This is a genomic window from Haliscomenobacter sp. (assembly GCF_040403615.1).
GTDB lineage: Bacteria > Bacteroidota > Bacteroidia > Chitinophagales > Saprospiraceae > Haliscomenobacter.
Genome location: NZ_JBBAKG010000029.1, coordinates 54,092 through 72,421, shown reverse-complemented (window position 1 = coordinate 72,421; position 18,330 = coordinate 54,092). Strand labels below are relative to the sequence as shown.

Genomic DNA, 18,330 nt, shown 5'->3' with positions numbered 1-18,330 from the left:
TTCGCCCTCCGTCGTCAAAAAACTGCCTTATCAGCTGCCTTCGTTTCCTTTTTCCAGCTTTTGCCTATCTTCCAAGCAAAATTTTGGACTAGCATGAAAAAACTCGTTATCACCCTGTTTGCTCTGGGCCTTGCCACCTTTGGCTACACTCAGAATAAACCCCTTACCAAAGCCAATTATGAGCTGGCTGCCCGTTTTTCAACGCCAAAGGTGGAAAAAATGGTCTTTTCCACCAGTGTGACGCCCCACTGGCTCAAAGAAAGCGAACGCTTTTGGTACAGCTACGAAACCAGCCAAGGCCGCACCTATTACCTGGTCGATCCTGCCAAAAAGCTCAAAAAAGTGCTGTTCGACAACGTGAAAATGGCTGCCGACATGTCGCGGCTGTCCAAAGACCCCTTTGATGCCCAGCACCTCGACATCACCAACCTCAAATTCATCAACAAGGAAACGGCCATTCGCTTTGAAGTCAAAAGCAAACTGGCCGAAGAAGACGAAAAGAAGGACGATGGGGAAGACGATATGAAGGAAAAGAAGTCCGACGCACCACCCAAGAAAGTGAAGCGGACTTTCTACTTTGAATACGACCTCAATACAGGCGTACTCACGCTGCTGGATGATTACAAAAAGCCCAAAGACAAACCTACCTGGGCCACGATTGCCCCCGATTCCTCTTATGTGTTGTTCTCCAAAGATTTCAACTTGTATTGGATGGACAAGGCCAACTTCCTGAAAGCAGTCAAAAAAGAAAAAGACAGCACCATCGTCGAAACCCAATTGACGACTGACGGAGTCGAAAATTACGGCTATGAAAGTGGCACTTTTGGCCAGACAGACACGGAGAAGGAAAAAAACAAAGGCAAACGCCAGGGTGTCAGCGTCCTTTTTTCACCCGATTCCAAAAAGTTTGCCCTGATCCGCACCGATAGCCGCAAGGTAAAAGACCTTTGGGTCATCAACTCCATTGCCGAACCCCGACCTACGCTCGAAACCTACAAGTACCACCTGCCAGGGGAGAAGGATGCGCCGCAGTCTGAAATGCTGGTATTTGATTTCCCCTCCAAAGAAAAAATCCGCATTGCTTTGGATACCTTGAAGGATCAATCCTTGTCGCTGTTGCGGGCGCCCCGCCTGGCCAAAAACCGCGACGATGACCACCAGCCTGCACTGTGGTTGGCGCCCAATGCTGATCAGCTCTATTTTTCCCGCACCAGTCGCGACCTCAAGCACATCGACAATTGTGTGGCCGATACCAAAACTGGAGTGGTGAAAATCCTGATTACCGAAGAATTGAACACCTACGTCGAAACCCGCGACCTTGGTCTGGTCAACAACGGGGAAGAATACATCCACTGGTCAGAACGCGATGGTTGGGCACATTTTTACTTATACGACAAAACGGGCAAGCTGAAAAATCAGATTACCTCTGGCCCATTCCACTGCGAAAGCATCGAAGCAATTGACAGCAAAAACCGGGTACTGTATTTCCTGGCCAATGGCCGTGAGCCTGGAGAAGACCCATATTTGACGCACCTTTATCGCGTCAATTTTGATGGGACAGGCTTGAAACTCCTCAGCAGAGGCGAATTCAACCACACCACCTCCAACAACGACGCAAATACGTTTTTCATCAACAATTTTTCCCGCGTCAACACCACTCCAAAATCTGAATTGCTGGACAACCTGGGCAACAAAGTTATGGATTTGGAAACTGCCGACTTGTCGCAGCTTTTTGCCGCAGGCTATAAATTTCCAGAGCCATTTATCGTCAAAGCTGCCGACGGCATCACCGACTTGTACGGCGTGATGTACAAGCCCTTTGATTTTGACTCTACCCTGCAATACCCGATTCTGGAGTACGTTTACCCCGGCCCACAGACTGAAGCGGTGAACAAGTCGTTTTCTGCGGCAATGGATCGCACCGACCGACAGGCGCAATTGGGCTTTATTGTCATCACGGTGGGCAACCGCGGCGGCCACCCCAGCCGCTCCAAATGGTACCACAACTATGGCTACGGCAACCTGCGCGATTATGGCCTCGAAGACAAAAAAGTCTCTGCCGAACAATTGGCAGATCGATTTGATTACATCGACATCAACCGGGTAGGCATTTTCGGCCACTCTGGCGGGGGCTTTATGTCCACTGCTGCCATGTTGGTGTATCCAGACTTTTTCAAAGTTGCGGTGTCTTCTTCCGGCAACCACGAAAACAACATCTACAACCGCTGGTGGAGTGAAAAACACGATGGGGTCAAAGAAGTAAAAGACGCCAAAGGCAACATCACCTTTGAATACGACATCGACAAAAACTCCGACTTGGCCAAAAATCTGAAAGGCAAGCTGCTGATTTGCACCGGAGACATCGACAATAACGTGCATCCCGGCCTGACCATCCGCATGGCCAATGCCTTGATCAAGGCCAACAAGCGCTTCGACTTCTTTGTGTTCCCGGGCCAACGCCACGGCTATGCCGAGATGAATGAGTACTTCTTCTGGTTGCGCGCAGATTATTTTTGCAAGCACCTCTTGGGAGATTACCAGGACAGTACCGACATCATCCAGATGAACCGCGAAAAACCGATGAACAACAAGCGGCCTTAACGAACTACAATGTGGAGGTGACCTTGAGGAGATTAATCTTCAAGATCACTTCCATTTTGTTTTGGCAGTAGCCATTGCTTTTCCATCTTTTTCGCGGAGTAACTGATGCAGGTAAATCCCTTCTTCCAGTTCTTGCAACTCCGCATGCACCAGATCGTCGAGGTTTCCCTCTGCGTAAAAAAGCAAATCCATCCGTTCCAGTACTTGCTGATCCAAAACCGAATTGGGCAAAGCTTCCAGCATCCATTTCACAAAATGGACATTGTTGAGGTGGTTGATGAAATCCAAATCGTACCAACCCACCAAATAGCTGCGCTCGCGCTGAGGTTGATCCAGTGTAGGCAAAGCATCCAAAGCGTGCGTCAAACAAAGCTCTTTGGCCGGAAAATAACCCGAAAAACGTGCTAGCAAATCTGCAGGAATACGACTCATTTGTCGGGTTTCGGTATTCATCAACAGCCAGGTGGTAGCCGAAGTCGCTAAAATGTTCCCCTCCGCATCGTGCACCACAAAATCGCGGTAGGTAAACACCCGATCTGCACCGGTAGGGTAGGAGTGGATTGAAATTTGCTCACCCAAGGTAGGCAAGCGTTGTATGTCGAGTCGCTTGCGAATCAGCACCCAGCCCAATTTGTAGGCCTCCAGATCCCAAATAGAAATATTCAAGGCCAATACTTGTTGCATGGCCGTTTCTTGCATCAGGCGCACCAATGCTGGAATGGTCAACTGCTTGTTGCAGTCAATTTCAAAAGTACGAATGGCGTAAGATTCGAGTTGTGGGAGTGGTAGCATAGGGTAAAGGTAGAGAATTGAAAATTTGAAAAAAAACAGTTAATATTGTAAAAAAATACTTCGATGTTCAGTCAAGTTAACGCTTTTGATGAAATGGCCAACCTCCTTGCATCTGGAATTGAACCAGAACGGCTCATTGCTTATGAAATTCCACTACGGTTGATTGAACGTTATCAGTTTTTAGTGGACAAAGAAAAAAATGAAGAAGTTAGTACATCTGAAAAAAGTGAGTTGGATAGCCTTTTGATGATCAATCACGTAATCAGTATGGCTAAGTTGATGGCCTTGAAAAAACTGGCTGCTGCATGAGTTACATTTCTGCGTCATTGCGGCTCTTGGTTGCCCATCGCTCTCTTTTTCGTTGTGAATATTGTCGAATTCCAGATTTAGGTTTTGGGATTCCTTTCCAAGTCGATCATATTCGTGCTATTAAACATGGTGGATTGACTGTAATATCCAATTTGGCATATTGTTGTCCTGATTGTAATCGATATAAGGGGTCAGATTTGGGGTCTTGTTTGGAGGATGAAACCGTAATCATTCGTTTTTATAACCCTCGGACAGATCATTGGGATGATCATTTTATAACAGTTGATGGAATCATCAAAGGTAAAACTCCTCATGGTGAAGTCACTACCACTATTTTTCAATTTAACTCATTCGAAAGGATTATGTATAGAAACGAATTGATTGCTAACGATTTGTACTGAAATATAATTCACTTGAATCAAAATATAGATTAGTTTATGTCAATCTTGAGAAAAGCAGGCTAAGGACATAGACAATTTTTAAGCAGCCCATCGCAGGTTTTCCCCAAAAAAAGTCGTCCAATGCCTCAGCAACTAAAAACGACGATGCGATGAAGAACCACCCAAGCTTTCAACTACTTTTGTTGATCTGTTTTACAGCATTTTCCTGCAATTCAGCCCACACCCAATCCTACAATACCCTGTGGATTCCAGATACCCTGGCCGGACCCAAATTCAACCTGACCATCAAAGACACCTTTGCACAGCTTACACCTGGCAACCAGACCATTACTGCGGGGATCAATTCCAAATTTTGGGGCCCCACTTTGATTTTCAACAAAGGAGAAGTGGTCAAAATGAACATCAAAAACAAACTAAACGAAGCCACGACCATTCACTGGCACGGTTTCCACTTGCCCGCAGTAATGGACGGCGGTCCACACCAGGTCATTCCAGCGGGTACAGTATGGCAGCCATATTGGAAAGTAACCAACAACGCGGCGACTTATTGGTACCATCCCCACTTGCACGAAATGACCGAGGAGCACATCACCAAAGGGATCGGTGGTTTGATCATTGTACGTGATGCAGAAGAAGCTTCCCTTCCTTTGCCTAGAAAATACGGGGTAGACGACATTCCACTGGTACTCACTGATCGGGATTTCAGCACCCAAAAACAATTCCAAGTCGTGCCCTACGGCGACAGCATGATGACCAACGGGACTTTGCGGGCACAATTCAGCGTACCCGCGCAAGTGGTGCGATTCAGAGTGTTGAATGCGGCCATCGAACGTTCCTTCAACATTGGATTCAGCGACAACCGCAATTTTTCCATCATCACTTCTGATGGCGGTTTGCTGAATGCCCCGGTGAGCGTCAATCGCTACTTGCTCCACGCGGGAGAAAGAATTGAAATTTTGGTAAGCTTCAACGGACAAAGCGGGCAATCTTTTAATCTAAAAGCCTTCAATTCCACGTTGGGCAACGCAATCCCCGGTGGTGAAAACTTTCCAGGTGGGCCTTTTGCCAATTTTTTGGGCAAAAAAGACTTCACCATGCTGCACATCAATGTAACCGCAGCGACCGCCAATGCCATCACCAGCATTCCCACTACCTTGAAAACCAACGTGCTGCTCAATACTGCCAATGCCAATGTCACCCGCATCTTGACCATGAGCGACAGCACCGGAGTCACCAATCCGACGATCCTGGGCCCCAATGCTTTCCTCATCAATCACAAGTTGTTTGACATCAACTATAATCAATACAATGTACCTGTAGGCAATACCGAGATCTGGGAGATTCGCAGTACCTCTGGTTTTGGTCACCCTTTTCACATCCACGATGTAGAGTTCAACATTTTGTCGATCAACGGTGCAGCGCCACCAACAGCACAAGCGGGTTGGAAAGACGTGGTGTTTGTACCCAGCAGACAAACTGTGCGTTTCATTGCCAAGTTTGATGACTACGCCGATGCGCTGCACCCCTTTATGTACCATTGCCACATCTCGTTGCACGAAGACGAAGGCATGATGGGCCAGTTTGTAGTGACCGGAACCGCAACCAGTACCTTACAAGCCATTAAAAAAGCCAGGGACATCAAATTGTACCCCAATCCAGCCATCGATCGACTTTTCATCAACTTCAGCGATCCCAATATGCAAGCCTATTATATACGCATCAGCAATGCGCTTGGAAAAACCATGTACATGTTGCCTCGGCCTCAACTGCAAGGAGGAATTGACATTAGTAATTTTGCCTCGGGAGTGTATACCCTGGAATTGACCGATGAAAAAACCAAAACAACCACTACCAAAAAATTCATTAAGCAATGAAAGTCAGATACTTTACCTTCAAACTACTCGGGTTGCTGCTGGTTATGGCCATTTTTGGCATGAGTTTTAGCACGATTACCGGGAAAGTTATCCAGGATTTTAAATTGAAAAACGTTGATGGAAAATACATTTCCCTGAAAAACTACCCCAAGGCAAAGGGGTTCATCATTGTGTTTACCTGCAATCATTGTCCGTTTGCCAAATTGTATCCACCCCGCTTGAACGCGCTCAATAGCAAATACAGCAAACTGGGTGTACCGCTGATTGCCATCAGCTCTACAGATACCATTACATACGATGAAGACACTTACCCAAACATGGCCAGGAAAGCCAAACTGGAAAAATTCAATTTTCCTTACCTTTTTGATGGACAACAGCAAGTGGCAAAAAATTTCACTGCCCAAAAAACGCCACACGCATTTGTAATCTGGAAGGAAGATGGGAAATGGGTGGTCAAATACAATGGCGCCATCGATGACAATGGCGGAGAACCCGAAAAAGTAGAAAATCCCTACGTTGCACAAGCCGTTGATGCCTTACTTGTTGGAAAAACCGTGGTGCAAAAGGAAACCAAATCGATCGGTTGTCAGATTTATTTCCGGAAATAAAAATCAAGCAATTTCCTTTTATTATTTTTTAAAAACCATTTGGCAATTCGATTTAATCATCGTACATTTGCCCTCGCTTTGGGGGGAGGGTATATCTTCTGTCCTCTAAAGCCCACGAATTAATTCGTGGAATACAACGTTCTAAGGCCACGAATTCGTTCGTGGATGAGTTTACAAAGGATTTTAAACGAAAACAGGATATGCCTACTATTAACCAACTGGTACGCAACGGCAGAGAAAAAGTGGTTGTCAAAAGTAAGTCACGCGCATTGAACTCATGCCCTCAAAAGCGTGGTGTTTGTACGCGTGTGTACACAACGACTCCCAAGAAACCAAACTCCGCTTTGCGTAAGGTGGCTAAAGTACGTATGGTGAACGGCATCGAAGTGATTGCTTACATCCCGGGTGAAGGCCACAACCTGCAAGAACACTCCATCGTGCTGGTGCGCGGAGGTCGTGTAAAAGACTTGCCGGGGGTGCGCTATACCATTGTGCGTGGCGCATTGGACACCGCGGGTGTGAATAACCGCAAGAAAAGTCGTTCTAAATACGGTACGAAAGCACCGAAAAAGTAATTATGTTTCATTGGAAACCTCTAATTCAAGGTAATGAGAAAAAGAAAACCAAAAGTAAGAGTAATTGCGCCGGATCCACGTTACAATGATCCGATGGTTACGCAATTCGTGAATAACATGATGTGGGAAGGTAAGAAAAGTACCACACTCACCATCTTCTACGAAGCGCTGGATATTGTGCGTGATCGCCTCAAGGCTGACGAGCACAATACCTGGAAAAAAGCGCTGAACAACGTAATGCCAATGGTAGAAGTACGTAGCCGCCGTATCGGTGGTGCGACTTTCCAGATTCCTACTGAAATCCGCCCAAAGCGCAAGGTTTCAATCGGAATGAAGTGGTTGATTCGTTTCGCTCGCACACGCAGCGGAAAGGGTATGGCGGAAAAGTTAGCATCTGAAATCATTGCAGCCAGCAAGAATGAAGGCAACGCAGTGAAGAAGAAGGAAGATACCCACCGTATGGCAGAAGCCAACCGCGCTTTTGCACACTTCCGAACGTAATCTTTTATCATCTTTTAACCATAAACTCCATTGGAGTAAAGCCATGGCAACAGATCTTAAATACACCAGAAACATCGGTATCGCCGCTCACATCGACGCGGGTAAGACAACGACTACCGAGCGCATTCTTTACTACACCGGCGTAAGTCACAAGATCGGTGAAGTACACGATGGCGCAGCCACTATGGACTGGATGGAGCAAGAACAGGAGCGCGGTATCACCATCACTTCTGCTGCTACCAAAACCAAGTGGTTCTGGAAAGGAGAGGAATATCCCTTCAACATCATTGACACTCCAGGTCACGTAGATTTTACCGTAGAGGTAAACCGCTCTTTGCGTGTATTGGACGGTTTGGTGTTCCTTTTCTGTGCAGTTTCTGGCGTGGAACCTCAATCTGAAACCAACTGGCGTTTGGCTGACAACTATAAGGTTCCTAGAATCGGATTTGTCAACAAAATGGACCGTTCTGGTGCTGATTTCTTCAACGTGGTAAAAGACGTTGAAACCAAGTTGAAATCAAAAGCTATTCCGCTCCAAATTCCGATTGGTGCAGAGGAAAGATTCAAAGGTGTAGTTGACCTGATTACTGGTGAAGCCATTACCTGGAACGAAGCCGATCAAGGTATGACTTTCGAAGTAATCGAAATGCCTGCAGATTTGGTCGAAACTGTTGCTGAGTACCGCGAAAAACTGCTCGAAGCAGTTGCTGAATACGACGATACTTTGATGGAAAAATATTTTGAAGATCCGAACAGCATTTCTGCTGACGAAATCCGTGCAGCCGTTAGAAAAGCGGTATGTAACCTGGAATTCGTTCCGATGATGTGCGGTTCTGCCTTCAAAAACAAAGGGGTACAAGCAGTTTTGGACGCAGTATGCGCTTTCATGCCTTCTCCTCTGGATGTTGAAGCTGTAGTTGGTATCAACCCCAAAACGGAGAAAGAAGAAACTCGTTTGCCAAGTGTAAATGAGCCTTTTGCTGCACTTGCCTTCAAAATTGCTACCGACCCATTTGTAGGTCGTTTGGCTTTCATGCGCGTCTATTCTGGTGCATTGGATGCAGGTTCTTATGTCTTGAACTCTCGTTCTGACAGCAAAGAGCGCATCTCTCGTTTGTACCAAATGCACGCCAACAAGCAAAACCCAATCGATCGGGTAGAAGCTGGTGACATCGCTGCAGCTGTAGGTTTCAAGGATATCAAGACGGGTGATACCCTTTGCGATCTGGATAGACCAATCATTCTGGAATCAATGGTTTTCCCTGAGCCGGTTATCGCTATCGCGATTGAGCCTAAAACGCAGAAAGACCTTGATAAACTGGGTATGGCTTTGGCCAAATTGGCCGAAGAAGATCCAACCTTCCGCGTACGCTACGACGAAGACACCAACCAGACCGTAATCAGCGGTATGGGTGAATTACACCTCGAGATCATCGTTGACCGTCTGCGTCGCGAGTTCAAAGTAGAATGTAACCAAGGTGCTCCTCAGGTAAACTACAAAGAGGCACTTACGAATACCGTTTCCCACCGCGAAAAACTGAAAAAACAAACAGGTGGTTCTGGTTTGTTTGCCGATATGGAATTCGAACTCGGCCCTGCTGACGAAGAATTCCACCAAACTGATGACTTCCTCAGTGGCAAAACACGCCTCCAATTTGTTTGGGGTATCGTGGGTGGTGCAATCGATAAAAACTACGCAAAGCCAATTCAGGATGGTTTCAAAGCCATGATGAACAACGGTATCCTTGCAGGCTATTCCATGGATAGCATGAAAGTTAGAGTATTCGACGGCTCGATGCACGCAGTCGACTCTAAGCCTGTTGCTTTCGAATTGTGCGCCAAGGAAGGTTTCCGCGATGCCGCACCTAAGTGTAAGCCAGTATTGCTTGAGCCGATCATGAAGCTGGAAGTAATCACTCCAGAAGAATATACCGGTTCTGTAATCGGTGACCTCAACCGTCGCCGTGGTTTGCTTAAAGGCCAGGAAGACCGCTCCGGTGGCGCCAAATCAATCTTGGCTGAAGTACCACTTTCTGAAATGTTCGGCTACGTAACTCAATTGCGTACCATTACTTCTGGACGAGCCAACTCAACCATGGAATTTTCGCACTATGTAGCAGCGCCTACAAACGTTGCGAAAGAAGTGATTGAAAACGCCAAAGGAAACAAATAAACCGACAACCCAGGACTTCGGTTCTGGGAGTCAACCATCGATCCAGCCCACGAATTTATTCGTGGGCCAGATCATGGGGGAGTGAAACAAAAAAACGCTTTCGGTAAAAGTTTCCGAAAGTTTATTCATTGACATACATCAAATCAGATTTTCAGGCATGAATCAGAAAATCAGAATCAAACTCCGCTCTTATGACCACAATTTGGTGGATAAGTCGACGGAGAAAATAGTCAAAACAGTACGTAATAGTGGTGCCGTTGTAACTGGCCCGATTCCGCTGCCCACTGAGAAGAAAATCTTTACCGTGCTCCGTTCTCCGCACGTCAACAAGAAGTCTCGTGAGCAGTTCCAATTGCGAACCCACAAACGTCTGATTGAAATTTACACGCCTACTCAGAAGACAGTAGATGCGCTGTCCAAGTTGGAATTGCCTAGTGGCGTAGACATTCAAGTTAAGTTGACGTAATTGATTGCATTAATTTGCAATGCATTATTGATTGCAAACCAATTGCAATGAATTTTAAATCAAGAAGTGATGAACGGACTGATTGGTAAAAAGATTGGCATGACCAGTGTGTATGATAGCACTGGTAAAAGTGTGGCGTGTACCGTCATAGAAGCAGGTCCTTGTGTTGTAACACAGGTGAAGACCGAGCTAACCGATGGGTATACTGCCCTTCAATTGGCGTTTGGTGATACCAAAGCCAAAAATACCTCCAAGCCCCTCCAAGGGCATTTCGAGAAAGCAAATACCGAACCAAAGCATAAGTTGGTTGAATTTCGCGATTTCTCTATCGTAGAGAAAGCCATTGGCGAAATCATCAAGGTGGAAGATGTCTTCACTGAAGGAGACATGGTTCATGCTGTAGGGGTTACCAAAGGCAAAGGCTTCCAAGGCGTTGTAAAGCGCTACGGATTTGGCGGGGTCGGTGGTACTACTCACGGTCAGCACAACCGTCTGCGTGCCCCAGGTTCGATGGGTGCTTCTTCGTATCCTTCCCGCGTATTCAAAGGCAAACGCCTTCCTGGTCGTACTGGCGGTGACAATATTAAGGTCAAAAACCTTAAAGTCCTCAAAGTATTTGCAGAAGAGAATCTCATCTTGGTAAAAGGTGCAATTCCTGGACACAAAGGGGCTTACGTTATTCTGGAGAAAAAGTAATCGTTAACGGCCGCCTAACGAGCTAAGTTCATGGGGCGTTAAATTCAAGAAAAATGAAATTGGATGTTTTCAATATTCAGGGCGAAAAGACCGGTAGAGCCGTTGACCTTCCAGATGACGTTTTCGGCGGTGAGCCGAATGATCACGTGCTTTATCTCGCGGTAAAGCAATATCTGGCCAATCAACGCCAAGGTACGCACAAATCAAAAGAACGCTGGGAAATCGCTGGTTCTACACGCAAGTTGCACAAACAAAAAGGTACAGGTGGTTCTCGTAAAGGGGACATCAATAGCCCCTTGTTTCCAGGTGGTGCCCGGGTTTTCGGCCCTCGTCCACGCGACTACGAGCAAAAATTGAACAAGAAAGTTAAACGTCTTGCACGCAAATCTGCACTTCGCACCAAAGTCAAAAGTGGCGCTGTAGTGATTGTGGAAGATTTCAACTTCGATACACCAAAAACCAAGAATTTTGCAGACCTGTTGGGTAAACTCAACACAGGGGGCAAAAAATCTCTGGTTGTGGTTTCAGAACAAAACCATAATGTATTCCTCTCTAGCCGCAACATCCCAACTACCAAGGTGGTGCGTGCACAGGATTTGAATACTTACGAAATTCTGAATGCCAGAACATTGGTTCTATCTGAAAGCTCGATCCAAAAGATTGTTGAAACTCTGGCTTAATCCGTGTCGGAAAGCCTTAAGAATAGTTGAAAGATGGCAAAGAAAGAAATTCTTATTCAGCCGCTGATCACGGAGAAAGCAGAGAGATTGTCAAGTACATTGAACAAGTACTCTTTCATCGTGCATCGGAGAGCCAACAAAGTAGAGATCAAAAAAGCTGTTGAAGCTTTTTACGGGGTTACCGTTGAAGCCGTGAACACTCTGGTTGTTCCTGGTAAAACCAAATCTCGCTCTACCCGTACCGGTGTTGTGCGTGGCCGTGTATCTGCCTACAAGAAAGCAATTGTTACCCTCGCTGAAGGCGAAAACATTGATTTCTTCGCAGAGTTGTAAATTATGCAGCAATAGCTTCGGCTACCACTGCAGGTTAACCAATGTTCGTTCGGGTCGGCGAAACAATTATGGTGGTTTCGATCCGGCGATGAACGTAAAAGACCATAACAATGGCAGTTAAAAAAATGAATCCGGTAACTCCGGGATCGCGTTATCGGGTTGGTCAGACCTTCACAGAACTGACCACGGATAAACCAGAAAAAAGCCTGATGGCACCGCTTAAGAAAAGTGGCGGTCGCAACAGTTCAGGTCACTTGACGATGCGTCAACGTGGTGGTGGTCACAAGCGCCGCTATCGTGTCATCGACTTCAAGCGGGATAAGGATGGCATCACTGCAATCGTAAAAACCATTGAGTATGACCCCAACCGCACAGCGTTTATCGCTTTGGTGGAGTATGCCGATGGTGAAAAGCGCTACATCATCGCTCCCGATGGACTGAAAGTAGGTACCGAAATCATGTCAGGAGATGGTGCTGCACCAAACACGGGTAATGCCTTGTTTTTGAAGGACATTCCTCTTGGTGCAACCATTCACGCCATCGAATTGAGCCCTGGTAAAGGTGCCTCGCTCGCGCGCAGTGCTGGAACTTATGGTATCCTGAACGGTCGTGAAGGTAGCAAATACGCAGTAGTGAAATTGCCTTCTGGTGAAGCACGCCGTATCCTGGTCACTTGTAAAGCAACTATTGGTACTACCTCTAATGGTGACCACGGGTTGGAAGTATTGGGTAAAGCAGGCCGCAATCGTTGGTTGGGTCGTCGTCCACACGTACGTGGGGTAGCGATGAACCCTGTGGATCACCCCATGGGTGGTGGCGAAGGCCGCGCATCTGGTGGTCACCCACGAAACCGCAATGGTATGCCTGCTAAAGGCTTTAAGACCCGCGATAAGAATAAGGCTTCAAACAAGCTTATCCTTACCCGGAGAAAAACCAAAAATCCTTAAACAGCTATCAGCAATGAGCCACCGGCCATCAGCAGAAACATACTTCTGATGGCTAATGGCTGAAAGCTGAAAGCTGCTAGCTGATAAGACAATGGCAAGATCAATCAAAAAGGGACCATATGTGTTCCATAAATTGCTGGAAAAGGTTCTTGCATCAAAGGATGCAAAGAAAAAGAGCGTTATCAAAACCTGGTCTCGCGCTTCGATGATCATCCCCGATATGGTGGGTGAAACCATCGCCGTTCACAACGGTAAAACCTTCGTTCCAGTATTCGTTACCGAGAACATGGTCGGACACAAGTTGGGTGAATTTTCACCTACACGCAATTACAAAGGTCACTCTGGCAACCGTAAGAAATAAGTTTTAAGTGCTGGATTGTGAGTTTTGAATTAGTCACCGAGCGAAACCAAGGTGTAAAACTCAAAACGCATGGCCCAAAACTTAAAACCCTAAAAGAACAGACATGCAAGCTGTAGCAAAAATCAAAAATGTCACGATGTCTGCGCGCAAGATGCGTCTTGTAGTGGATATTATCCGTGGGAAAAAGGTGGATGATGCCATCAACATCCTGCGCTTTACTAAGAAAGAAGCTGCTGTGTGGTTGGAAAAATTAGTTCGTAGTGCGGTTGCCAACTGGGAGTACAAACTGGAAGGCAACGAAAGTGCTGACGATTACGACCTATACATCAAAACGGCTTTTGTTGATGGCGGTGCCATCGTTAAGCGTTTCCGCCCGGCTCCACACGGCCGTGCTCACCGCATTCGTAAACGTTCTAACCACGTAACGATCATTGTGGAAAATCGCACTGCGGTTCCCGGGGTTGATGATCAAGCTGTGGTTGTAGAAGAAATGGAACAAACTAATTAACAATCCAACTACACCATTATATGGGTCAGAAGACTAATCCAATCGGCAATCGCCTGGGGATCATCAGAGGTTGGGAATCCAACTGGTTCGGAGGCAAGGACTTCGCAGCCAAAGTTGTTGAGGATGAAAGAATCCGCATTTACCTCAATGCACGTGTTAACAAGGGCGGTATATCTCGTATCGTAATCGAGCGTACACTCAAGCGCATCACTGTAACCATCCATACTTCCCGTCCCGGTATCATTATCGGCAAGGGTGGTCAGGAGGTAGACCGTATCCGCGAAGAGCTCAAGAAATTGACCAGCAAAGACGTTCAGATCAACATTACGGAAATCCGTAAGCCAGAATTGGACGCCAATATCGTAGCAGAATCCATTGCCAAGCAATTGGAAGCGCGTATCAACTACCGTCGTGCCATCAAAATGTCGATCCAATCTACCATCCGTGCAGGTGGAGAAGGCATTAAAGTGCGCATTTCCGGTCGTTTGAATGGCGCTGAAATGGCACGTACTGAAGAATACAAGGAAGGTCGTACTCCTTTACATACCTTCCGCGCAGACATCGACTACTCTTGGAAAGAGGCGTTGACCGTTTATGGAAAAATTGGCATCAAAGTTTGGATCTGTAAAGGTGAAGTATTGGGTAAGCGTGAATTGACGCCTACTTCTGCTCCATCCAATACAACCCAACCTGGAGGTGGACAAGGCCAGGGTCAGAATCGTCGCGACGGCGGTGGTCGTGGCCGTGGTGGTGAAAGAGGTGAAGGCCGTGGTGGCAACGATAGAAACCGTGGCGGTGGCGGCGGTGGCGATCGTCGCCGTGGCGGTGCTGGTGGCGGCGGCGGCAATGCTGGCGGCGGTGGCGGTAACGCTGGCGGCGGCGGCAATAACCGCGGCGGTGGCGGCGGTGGAGGCCCACGCAAACGATAAGTAACGCAGAAAAATTAACTTCCCGATTTTGGGTTTTGAATAGAAGGTCGAACGATTCATTTCAAGTGAGCTTTCTATTCAAAACCCTCTAAAAAAATCGGGAAGTAATTTTTTGCGTCAGACTAAGGAAAGAGGTTTAAATTTTTTTAGTTGAGTTTGTTTAAGATTTAACTGAAAAAATTTAAACAAGTACTTAGAATATTTCAATCCAAAGCTGTACCTTTGCCAGACTTTTTCAAAAAGCTGGTGGTTTTCAGCTATTTTACTGAAATTCCGCTAAATACATAAACAATGTTACAGCCTAAAAGAACGAAATACCGCAAGCAACAGAAAGGCAGAATGAAAGGTCTGGCCCTGAAAGGCGGTACTATAGCGTTTGGGACATTTGGTCTGAAGGCAGTTACCGGTGCGCGGATTACCAACCGTCAAATTGAATCAGCTCGTATTGCGATGACTCGTTCTATGAAACGGGAAGGTAAAGTGTGGATTCGCATTTTCCCCGACAAACCTATCACCAAGAAGCCTCAAGAAGTGCGGATGGGTAAAGGTAAAGGTGCTGTGGATCACTGGGTAGCACAAGTAAAACCAGGTCGGATTATGTTTGAGATCGACGGTGTTCCACTCGAGGTGGCCAACGAAGCACTGCGTCTTGCTGCGCAAAAATTGCCAGTTTTGACCAAAATCGTTACTCGTCCCGATGCTGCAATTTAATGCTAAATGCATTCAAATAGGCGCCAGATATTAGTTTTCGCTGTGTTTTCCTCTTTAGTGAAAATATAATCAGTAGGAAACCCAATCTGGCGACGATGATTTATATCAAACTTAATTTTTTAAGCCAATGGCAAACAGTAATTTAGAAGAGCTAAAAGGATTAGCTGATGATGCCCTCCAGGCTGAGTTGGATAATTCCGAATCGCTCTACCGTAAAATGAAGTTCGAACACGCAATCAAAGGGTTATCTAACCCAATGGAGTTGCGTGACCTTCGACGCGACATTGCGCGCCTCAATACCGAGATGCGCCGTCGTCAAGTAACGACAATGGGTCCGGAAGAGTTGGCAATGCGTTCTAAAATTCGTGCAAGAAGACGTCGTAAACAGTAAGGTGATGGAAAGAAATCTTAGAAAAACGCGTACCGGCGTCGTGACAAGCAACAAGATGAACAAGACCGTTGCTGTAACAGTTGAGCGTAAGCTGCGCCACCCAATCTACGGTAAGTTCGTGAAGAAGACCAAGAGTTTTATGGCTCATGACGAAAATAATGATTGCAACATCGGTGATGTAGTGAAAATTATGGAAACCAGGCCATTGAGTAAACTCAAGCGCTGGCGCTTGGTCGAAATCATCGAAAGAGCGAAATAACCCACAATTTTAATCGTGGGGTCTTTATGATCAGCACGATTTCTATTCAAGGGTATTATCACGTGTGTTTACGATTTATTCCTCCTGAATTGGAGATAAATCCTCTAAAACCAGACGTCAACCATGATCCAACAGGAATCCAGACTCAAAGTAGCCGACAATAGCGGAGCCAAAGAAGTGCTCTGTATACGTGTACTCGGTGGCTCAGGCCGCCGTTATGCGTCCGTAGGCGATAAAATTGTCGTTGCCGTGAAAGATGCTTCCCCTGGAGGTGTCAAGAAAGGTAGCGTTTCAAAAGCAGTTATCGTTCGCACTAGAAAGGAAATTCGCCGTAAAGACGGTTCCTATATTCGTTTCGACGACAACGCTTGCGTATTGCTGAACAACAATGATGAGCCACGTGGTTCCCGTATTTTCGGACCTGTAGCTCGTGAGTTGCGCGAGAAGGAGTTTATGCGTATCGTATCTCTTGCTCCTGAGGTACTTTAACCCAAGCGTTGCTTTGATTCGCAAGCGCTATTAATTCGTCGAACAATGGCAGTTAAGAAAACAACAAACAATAAAAGACACGCTCCCAAGCTTAAAATCAAGAAGGGAGACATGGTCTTTGTGATCGCCGGCGCCTATAAGAATCTTTCTGATCCAAAAGAGGTGCTGGAAGTGTTCCCAGCTGAAAGTCGGGTACTGGTAAAAGATGTGAACATTCGGATGAAACACCGCAAAGCAACGCAAGATGCAGCAGGTGGAATCGAAGAAATGCTTGCACCAATCCACATCTCCAACCTCATGATTGTTGACCCAAAAGAAGGTACGCCTACTCGGGTTGGTCGCAAAGAGGTAGATGGTAAACTGGTTCGTTATTCAAAAAAATCAGGCGAAATCATTCAGTAATGAGTTACTTTCCTAGACTAAAGACAAAATACAAGGAGGAAGTGATCAGCGCTCTAATGGAACAATTCCAATACAGCTCTATCATGGAAGTACCCCGCTTGGTTAAGATTTCTATCAACCAGGGGATCGGCTCCGCTACACAGGATAAAAAATTGGTGGATGTAGCAATCGAAGAGATGTCTCGTATTGCAGGCCAAAAAGCCGTTCCAACCAAAGCAAAAACCTCAATCTCCAATTTTAAGCTGCGTGAAGGCATGCCAATTGGAGCAAGAGTAACCCTGCGCAATATCCGTATGTACGAATTTATGGATCGTTTAATCTCGATCGCATTGCCTCGTGTACGCGATTTTCGTGGCATCAATGACAAAAGCTTCGATGGGCGTGGCAACTATTCAATGGGCATTACCGAGCAGATCATCTTCCCGGAAATCGATATTGAAAAAATTGCCCGCATGACTGGTATGGACATCACTTTCGTGACCACTGCCAAAACCGATGCCGAAGCTTTGGCTTTGTTGAAATTGTTGGGTCTTCCATTCAAGAACCAGAAATCAAACTAATATACCGTGGCAAAGAAGTCGATTATCGCTCGGGAAGTAAAAAGAGCCAAATTGGTTGCTAAATACGCTGATTTGCGCAAGCAACTCAAAGAAGAAGGCAACTGGGAAGAACTGGATAAACTGCCCCGCAACTCTAACCCTATTCGGATGCACAACCGTTGTCAGTTGACCGGTCGTCCAAAGGGTTACATGCGCCAGTTTGGTCTTTGCCGGAATAAATTCCGCGAAATGGCCCTTTATGGCAAGATTCCCGGAATCACCAAAAGCAGTTGGTAAGAAAGAAATTCTTTAACAGTTGGCCAGGTTCCACGTTTCATGAAAATGGAAAACCGGCTGGCGAAACATCATAAAGATGGCATTTTCAGATCCTATTGCAGATTATCTGACGCGTGTTCGCAACGCGCAGCAAGCGGGACACCGCATTGTAGATATTCCTGCCTCCAAGTTGAAGAAAGCAATCACTGAGATTCTTTACGAGCAAGGCTATATCCTGAAATACAAGTTTGAGGACAATGTCGGCAAAGGTGGTCAGGGCATCATCAAAGTCGCTTTAAAGTACGATCCCATCACCCGTAAACCGGTGATCCGTGAGTTAGGCCGTATTTCAAAGCCTGGTTTGCGTAAGTACGCGAAAGCAGATGAAATGCCTCGTATCATTAATGGCCTGGGTTTGGCAATCGTTTCTACTTCTCGTGGCGTAATGTCTGATAAAAAGGCACGCGAACTGAATGTAGGTGGCGAATTGCTTTGCTACATTTATTAAT

At 46.3% G+C, this 18,330-nt stretch carries 25 protein-coding genes; 24 read left to right on the top strand and 1 reads right to left on the bottom strand.

Annotated features, from left to right (window positions below):
- The first annotated feature begins 93 nt into the window (after positions 1 to 93).
- Positions 94 to 2,601: a S9 family peptidase gene (locus ABW391_RS11495; RefSeq protein ID WP_353482009.1), complete on the top strand. Its 2,508-nt coding sequence runs from the start codon at positions 94 to 96 to the stop codon at positions 2,599 to 2,601.
- A 45-nt stretch (positions 2,602 to 2,646) separates the two neighbouring features.
- On the opposite strand, the gene ABW391_RS11490 is transcribed toward ABW391_RS11495, so the two are convergent.
- Positions 2,647 to 3,393: an acyl-[acyl-carrier-protein] thioesterase gene (locus ABW391_RS11490; protein WP_353482008.1), complete on the bottom strand. Its 747-nt coding sequence runs from the start codon at positions 3,391 to 3,393 to the stop codon at positions 2,647 to 2,649.
- Positions 3,394 to 3,456: 63 nt separating this feature from the next.
- Here ABW391_RS11490 and ABW391_RS11485 point away from each other — a divergent pair, with 63 nt between their 5' ends.
- The 23 genes from ABW391_RS11485 to rpsH all read left to right on the top strand — a co-directional run bounded on the left by ABW391_RS11485 (position 3,457) and on the right by rpsH (position 18,329).
- Positions 3,457 to 3,702, top strand: coding sequence for a hypothetical protein (locus ABW391_RS11485; protein WP_353482007.1), 246 nt, complete (start codon positions 3,457 to 3,459; stop codon positions 3,700 to 3,702).
- Positions 3,699 to 4,103 (top strand): HNH endonuclease, encoded by a 405-nt coding sequence (locus ABW391_RS11480; protein WP_353482006.1) that lies wholly within the window; start codon positions 3,699 to 3,701, stop codon positions 4,101 to 4,103. Before ABW391_RS11485 ends, ABW391_RS11480 begins: the two co-directional genes overlap by 4 nt.
- 149 nt (positions 4,104 to 4,252) lie before the next feature.
- Entirely contained in the window at positions 4,253 to 5,977 is a 1,725-nt protein-coding gene (locus tag ABW391_RS11475; protein ID WP_353482005.1) for a multicopper oxidase domain-containing protein, read from the top strand.
- Positions 5,974 to 6,585 (top strand): thioredoxin family protein, encoded by a 612-nt coding sequence (locus ABW391_RS11470; RefSeq protein WP_353482004.1) that lies wholly within the window; start codon positions 5,974 to 5,976, stop codon positions 6,583 to 6,585. The genes ABW391_RS11475 and ABW391_RS11470 overlap by 4 nt, the downstream gene beginning before the upstream one ends.
- 200 nt (positions 6,586 to 6,785) lie before the next feature.
- Positions 6,786 to 7,160 carry a 30S ribosomal protein S12 gene (gene rpsL / locus ABW391_RS11465; RefSeq protein ID WP_353482003.1) on the top strand — a complete coding sequence of 125 codons (375 nt, stop codon included), beginning with the start codon at positions 6,786 to 6,788 and terminating at the stop codon, positions 7,158 to 7,160.
- Positions 7,161 to 7,193: 33 nt separating this feature from the next.
- The gene (gene rpsG, locus ABW391_RS11460) at positions 7,194 to 7,661 is read left to right on the top strand and encodes a 30S ribosomal protein S7 (protein WP_353482002.1); all 468 of its coding nucleotides are present in this window, start codon (positions 7,194 to 7,196) and stop codon (positions 7,659 to 7,661) included.
- A 43-nt stretch (positions 7,662 to 7,704) separates the two neighbouring features.
- Positions 7,705 to 9,834, top strand: coding sequence for an elongation factor G (gene fusA, locus ABW391_RS11455; protein WP_353482001.1), 2,130 nt, complete (start codon positions 7,705 to 7,707; stop codon positions 9,832 to 9,834).
- Between the two features lie 157 nt (positions 9,835 to 9,991).
- Positions 9,992 to 10,300: a 30S ribosomal protein S10 gene (rpsJ, locus tag ABW391_RS11450; RefSeq protein ID WP_013767113.1), complete on the top strand. Its 309-nt coding sequence runs from the start codon at positions 9,992 to 9,994 to the stop codon at positions 10,298 to 10,300.
- A 69-nt stretch (positions 10,301 to 10,369) separates the two neighbouring features.
- Complete coding sequence (gene rplC, locus ABW391_RS11445; RefSeq protein ID WP_353482000.1) at positions 10,370 to 10,996, top strand: 50S ribosomal protein L3; 627 nt, start codon at positions 10,370 to 10,372, stop codon at positions 10,994 to 10,996.
- A gap of 53 nt (positions 10,997 to 11,049) precedes the next feature.
- Positions 11,050 to 11,676, top strand: coding sequence for a 50S ribosomal protein L4 (rplD, locus tag ABW391_RS11440; protein ID WP_353481999.1), 627 nt, complete (start codon positions 11,050 to 11,052; stop codon positions 11,674 to 11,676).
- 33 nt (positions 11,677 to 11,709) lie between these two features.
- Entirely contained in the window at positions 11,710 to 12,009 is a 300-nt protein-coding gene (rplW, locus tag ABW391_RS11435; protein ID WP_353481998.1) for a 50S ribosomal protein L23, read from the top strand.
- Between the two features lie 110 nt (positions 12,010 to 12,119).
- Complete coding sequence (gene rplB, locus ABW391_RS11430) at positions 12,120 to 12,956, top strand: 50S ribosomal protein L2 (protein WP_353481997.1); 837 nt, start codon at positions 12,120 to 12,122, stop codon at positions 12,954 to 12,956.
- Positions 12,957 to 13,047: 91 nt separating this feature from the next.
- A complete protein-coding gene (gene rpsS / locus ABW391_RS11425; RefSeq protein ID WP_353481996.1) occupies positions 13,048 to 13,317 on the top strand; it encodes a 30S ribosomal protein S19 in 270 nt (89 codons plus the stop codon).
- 103 nt (positions 13,318 to 13,420) lie between these two features.
- The gene (rplV, locus tag ABW391_RS11420) at positions 13,421 to 13,825 is read left to right on the top strand and encodes a 50S ribosomal protein L22 (RefSeq protein WP_353481995.1); all 405 of its coding nucleotides are present in this window, start codon (positions 13,421 to 13,423) and stop codon (positions 13,823 to 13,825) included.
- 20 nt (positions 13,826 to 13,845) lie between these two features.
- On the top strand, positions 13,846 to 14,754 hold the full coding sequence (gene rpsC, locus ABW391_RS11415) for a 30S ribosomal protein S3 (RefSeq protein WP_353481994.1): 909 nt from the start codon (positions 13,846 to 13,848) through the stop codon (positions 14,752 to 14,754).
- Positions 14,755 to 15,045: 291 nt separating this feature from the next.
- A complete protein-coding gene (gene rplP, locus ABW391_RS11410) occupies positions 15,046 to 15,465 on the top strand; it encodes a 50S ribosomal protein L16 (protein WP_353481993.1) in 420 nt (139 codons plus the stop codon).
- A 127-nt stretch (positions 15,466 to 15,592) separates the two neighbouring features.
- Positions 15,593 to 15,856, top strand: coding sequence for a 50S ribosomal protein L29 (rpmC, locus tag ABW391_RS11405; RefSeq protein WP_353481992.1), 264 nt, complete (start codon positions 15,593 to 15,595; stop codon positions 15,854 to 15,856).
- Positions 15,857 to 15,860: 4 nt separating this feature from the next.
- Entirely contained in the window at positions 15,861 to 16,115 is a 255-nt protein-coding gene (rpsQ, locus tag ABW391_RS11400; protein WP_353481991.1) for a 30S ribosomal protein S17, read from the top strand.
- A gap of 123 nt (positions 16,116 to 16,238) precedes the next feature.
- On the top strand, positions 16,239 to 16,604 hold the full coding sequence (rplN, locus tag ABW391_RS11395; protein ID WP_353481990.1) for a 50S ribosomal protein L14: 366 nt from the start codon (positions 16,239 to 16,241) through the stop codon (positions 16,602 to 16,604).
- A gap of 45 nt (positions 16,605 to 16,649) precedes the next feature.
- Positions 16,650 to 17,006 carry a 50S ribosomal protein L24 gene (gene rplX / locus ABW391_RS11390; RefSeq protein WP_353481989.1) on the top strand — a complete coding sequence of 119 codons (357 nt, stop codon included), beginning with the start codon at positions 16,650 to 16,652 and terminating at the stop codon, positions 17,004 to 17,006.
- A complete protein-coding gene (rplE, locus tag ABW391_RS11385) occupies positions 17,006 to 17,566 on the top strand; it encodes a 50S ribosomal protein L5 (protein ID WP_353481988.1) in 561 nt (186 codons plus the stop codon). Before rplX ends, rplE begins: the two co-directional genes overlap by 1 nt.
- A gap of 6 nt (positions 17,567 to 17,572) precedes the next feature.
- Positions 17,573 to 17,842, top strand: a complete 270-nt coding sequence (rpsN, locus tag ABW391_RS11380) for a 30S ribosomal protein S14 (protein ID WP_353481987.1) — start codon at positions 17,573 to 17,575, stop codon at positions 17,840 to 17,842.
- Positions 17,843 to 17,918: 76 nt separating this feature from the next.
- Positions 17,919 to 18,329: a 30S ribosomal protein S8 gene (rpsH, locus tag ABW391_RS11375; RefSeq protein WP_353481986.1), complete on the top strand. Its 411-nt coding sequence runs from the start codon at positions 17,919 to 17,921 to the stop codon at positions 18,327 to 18,329.
- The last annotated feature ends 1 nt before the right edge of the window (position 18,330 follow it).

Excerpts from the sequence above, each read along its gene's own strand:
- ABW391_RS11495 (WP_353482009.1), top strand. The coding sequence starts at position 94 with ATGAAAAAACTCGTTATCACCCTGTTTGCTCTGGGCCTTGCCACCTTT.
- ABW391_RS11490 (WP_353482008.1), bottom strand. The coding sequence starts at position 3,393 with ATGCTACCACTCCCACAACTCGAATCTTACGCCATTCGTACTTTTGAA.
- ABW391_RS11485 (WP_353482007.1), top strand. The coding sequence starts at position 3,457 with ATGTTCAGTCAAGTTAACGCTTTTGATGAAATGGCCAACCTCCTTGCA.
- ABW391_RS11480 (WP_353482006.1), top strand. The coding sequence starts at position 3,699 with ATGAGTTACATTTCTGCGTCATTGCGGCTCTTGGTTGCCCATCGCTCT.
- ABW391_RS11475 (WP_353482005.1), top strand. The coding sequence starts at position 4,253 with ATGAAGAACCACCCAAGCTTTCAACTACTTTTGTTGATCTGTTTTACA.
- ABW391_RS11470 (WP_353482004.1), top strand. The coding sequence starts at position 5,974 with ATGAAAGTCAGATACTTTACCTTCAAACTACTCGGGTTGCTGCTGGTT.
- rpsL (WP_353482003.1), top strand. The coding sequence starts at position 6,786 with ATGCCTACTATTAACCAACTGGTACGCAACGGCAGAGAAAAAGTGGTT.
- rpsG (WP_353482002.1), top strand. The coding sequence starts at position 7,194 with ATGAGAAAAAGAAAACCAAAAGTAAGAGTAATTGCGCCGGATCCACGT.
- fusA (WP_353482001.1), top strand. The coding sequence starts at position 7,705 with ATGGCAACAGATCTTAAATACACCAGAAACATCGGTATCGCCGCTCAC.
- rpsJ (WP_013767113.1), top strand. The coding sequence starts at position 9,992 with ATGAATCAGAAAATCAGAATCAAACTCCGCTCTTATGACCACAATTTG.
- rplC (WP_353482000.1), top strand. The coding sequence starts at position 10,370 with ATGAACGGACTGATTGGTAAAAAGATTGGCATGACCAGTGTGTATGAT.
- rplD (WP_353481999.1), top strand. The coding sequence starts at position 11,050 with ATGAAATTGGATGTTTTCAATATTCAGGGCGAAAAGACCGGTAGAGCC.
- rplW (WP_353481998.1), top strand. The coding sequence starts at position 11,710 with ATGGCAAAGAAAGAAATTCTTATTCAGCCGCTGATCACGGAGAAAGCA.
- rplB (WP_353481997.1), top strand. The coding sequence starts at position 12,120 with ATGGCAGTTAAAAAAATGAATCCGGTAACTCCGGGATCGCGTTATCGG.
- rpsS (WP_353481996.1), top strand. The coding sequence starts at position 13,048 with ATGGCAAGATCAATCAAAAAGGGACCATATGTGTTCCATAAATTGCTG.
- rplV (WP_353481995.1), top strand. The coding sequence starts at position 13,421 with ATGCAAGCTGTAGCAAAAATCAAAAATGTCACGATGTCTGCGCGCAAG.
- rpsC (WP_353481994.1), top strand. The coding sequence starts at position 13,846 with ATGGGTCAGAAGACTAATCCAATCGGCAATCGCCTGGGGATCATCAGA.
- rplP (WP_353481993.1), top strand. The coding sequence starts at position 15,046 with ATGTTACAGCCTAAAAGAACGAAATACCGCAAGCAACAGAAAGGCAGA.
- rpmC (WP_353481992.1), top strand. The coding sequence starts at position 15,593 with ATGGCAAACAGTAATTTAGAAGAGCTAAAAGGATTAGCTGATGATGCC.
- rpsQ (WP_353481991.1), top strand. The coding sequence starts at position 15,861 with ATGGAAAGAAATCTTAGAAAAACGCGTACCGGCGTCGTGACAAGCAAC.
- rplN (WP_353481990.1), top strand. The coding sequence starts at position 16,239 with ATGATCCAACAGGAATCCAGACTCAAAGTAGCCGACAATAGCGGAGCC.
- rplX (WP_353481989.1), top strand. The coding sequence starts at position 16,650 with ATGGCAGTTAAGAAAACAACAAACAATAAAAGACACGCTCCCAAGCTT.
- rplE (WP_353481988.1), top strand. The coding sequence starts at position 17,006 with ATGAGTTACTTTCCTAGACTAAAGACAAAATACAAGGAGGAAGTGATC.
- rpsH (WP_353481986.1), top strand. The coding sequence starts at position 17,919 with ATGGCATTTTCAGATCCTATTGCAGATTATCTGACGCGTGTTCGCAAC.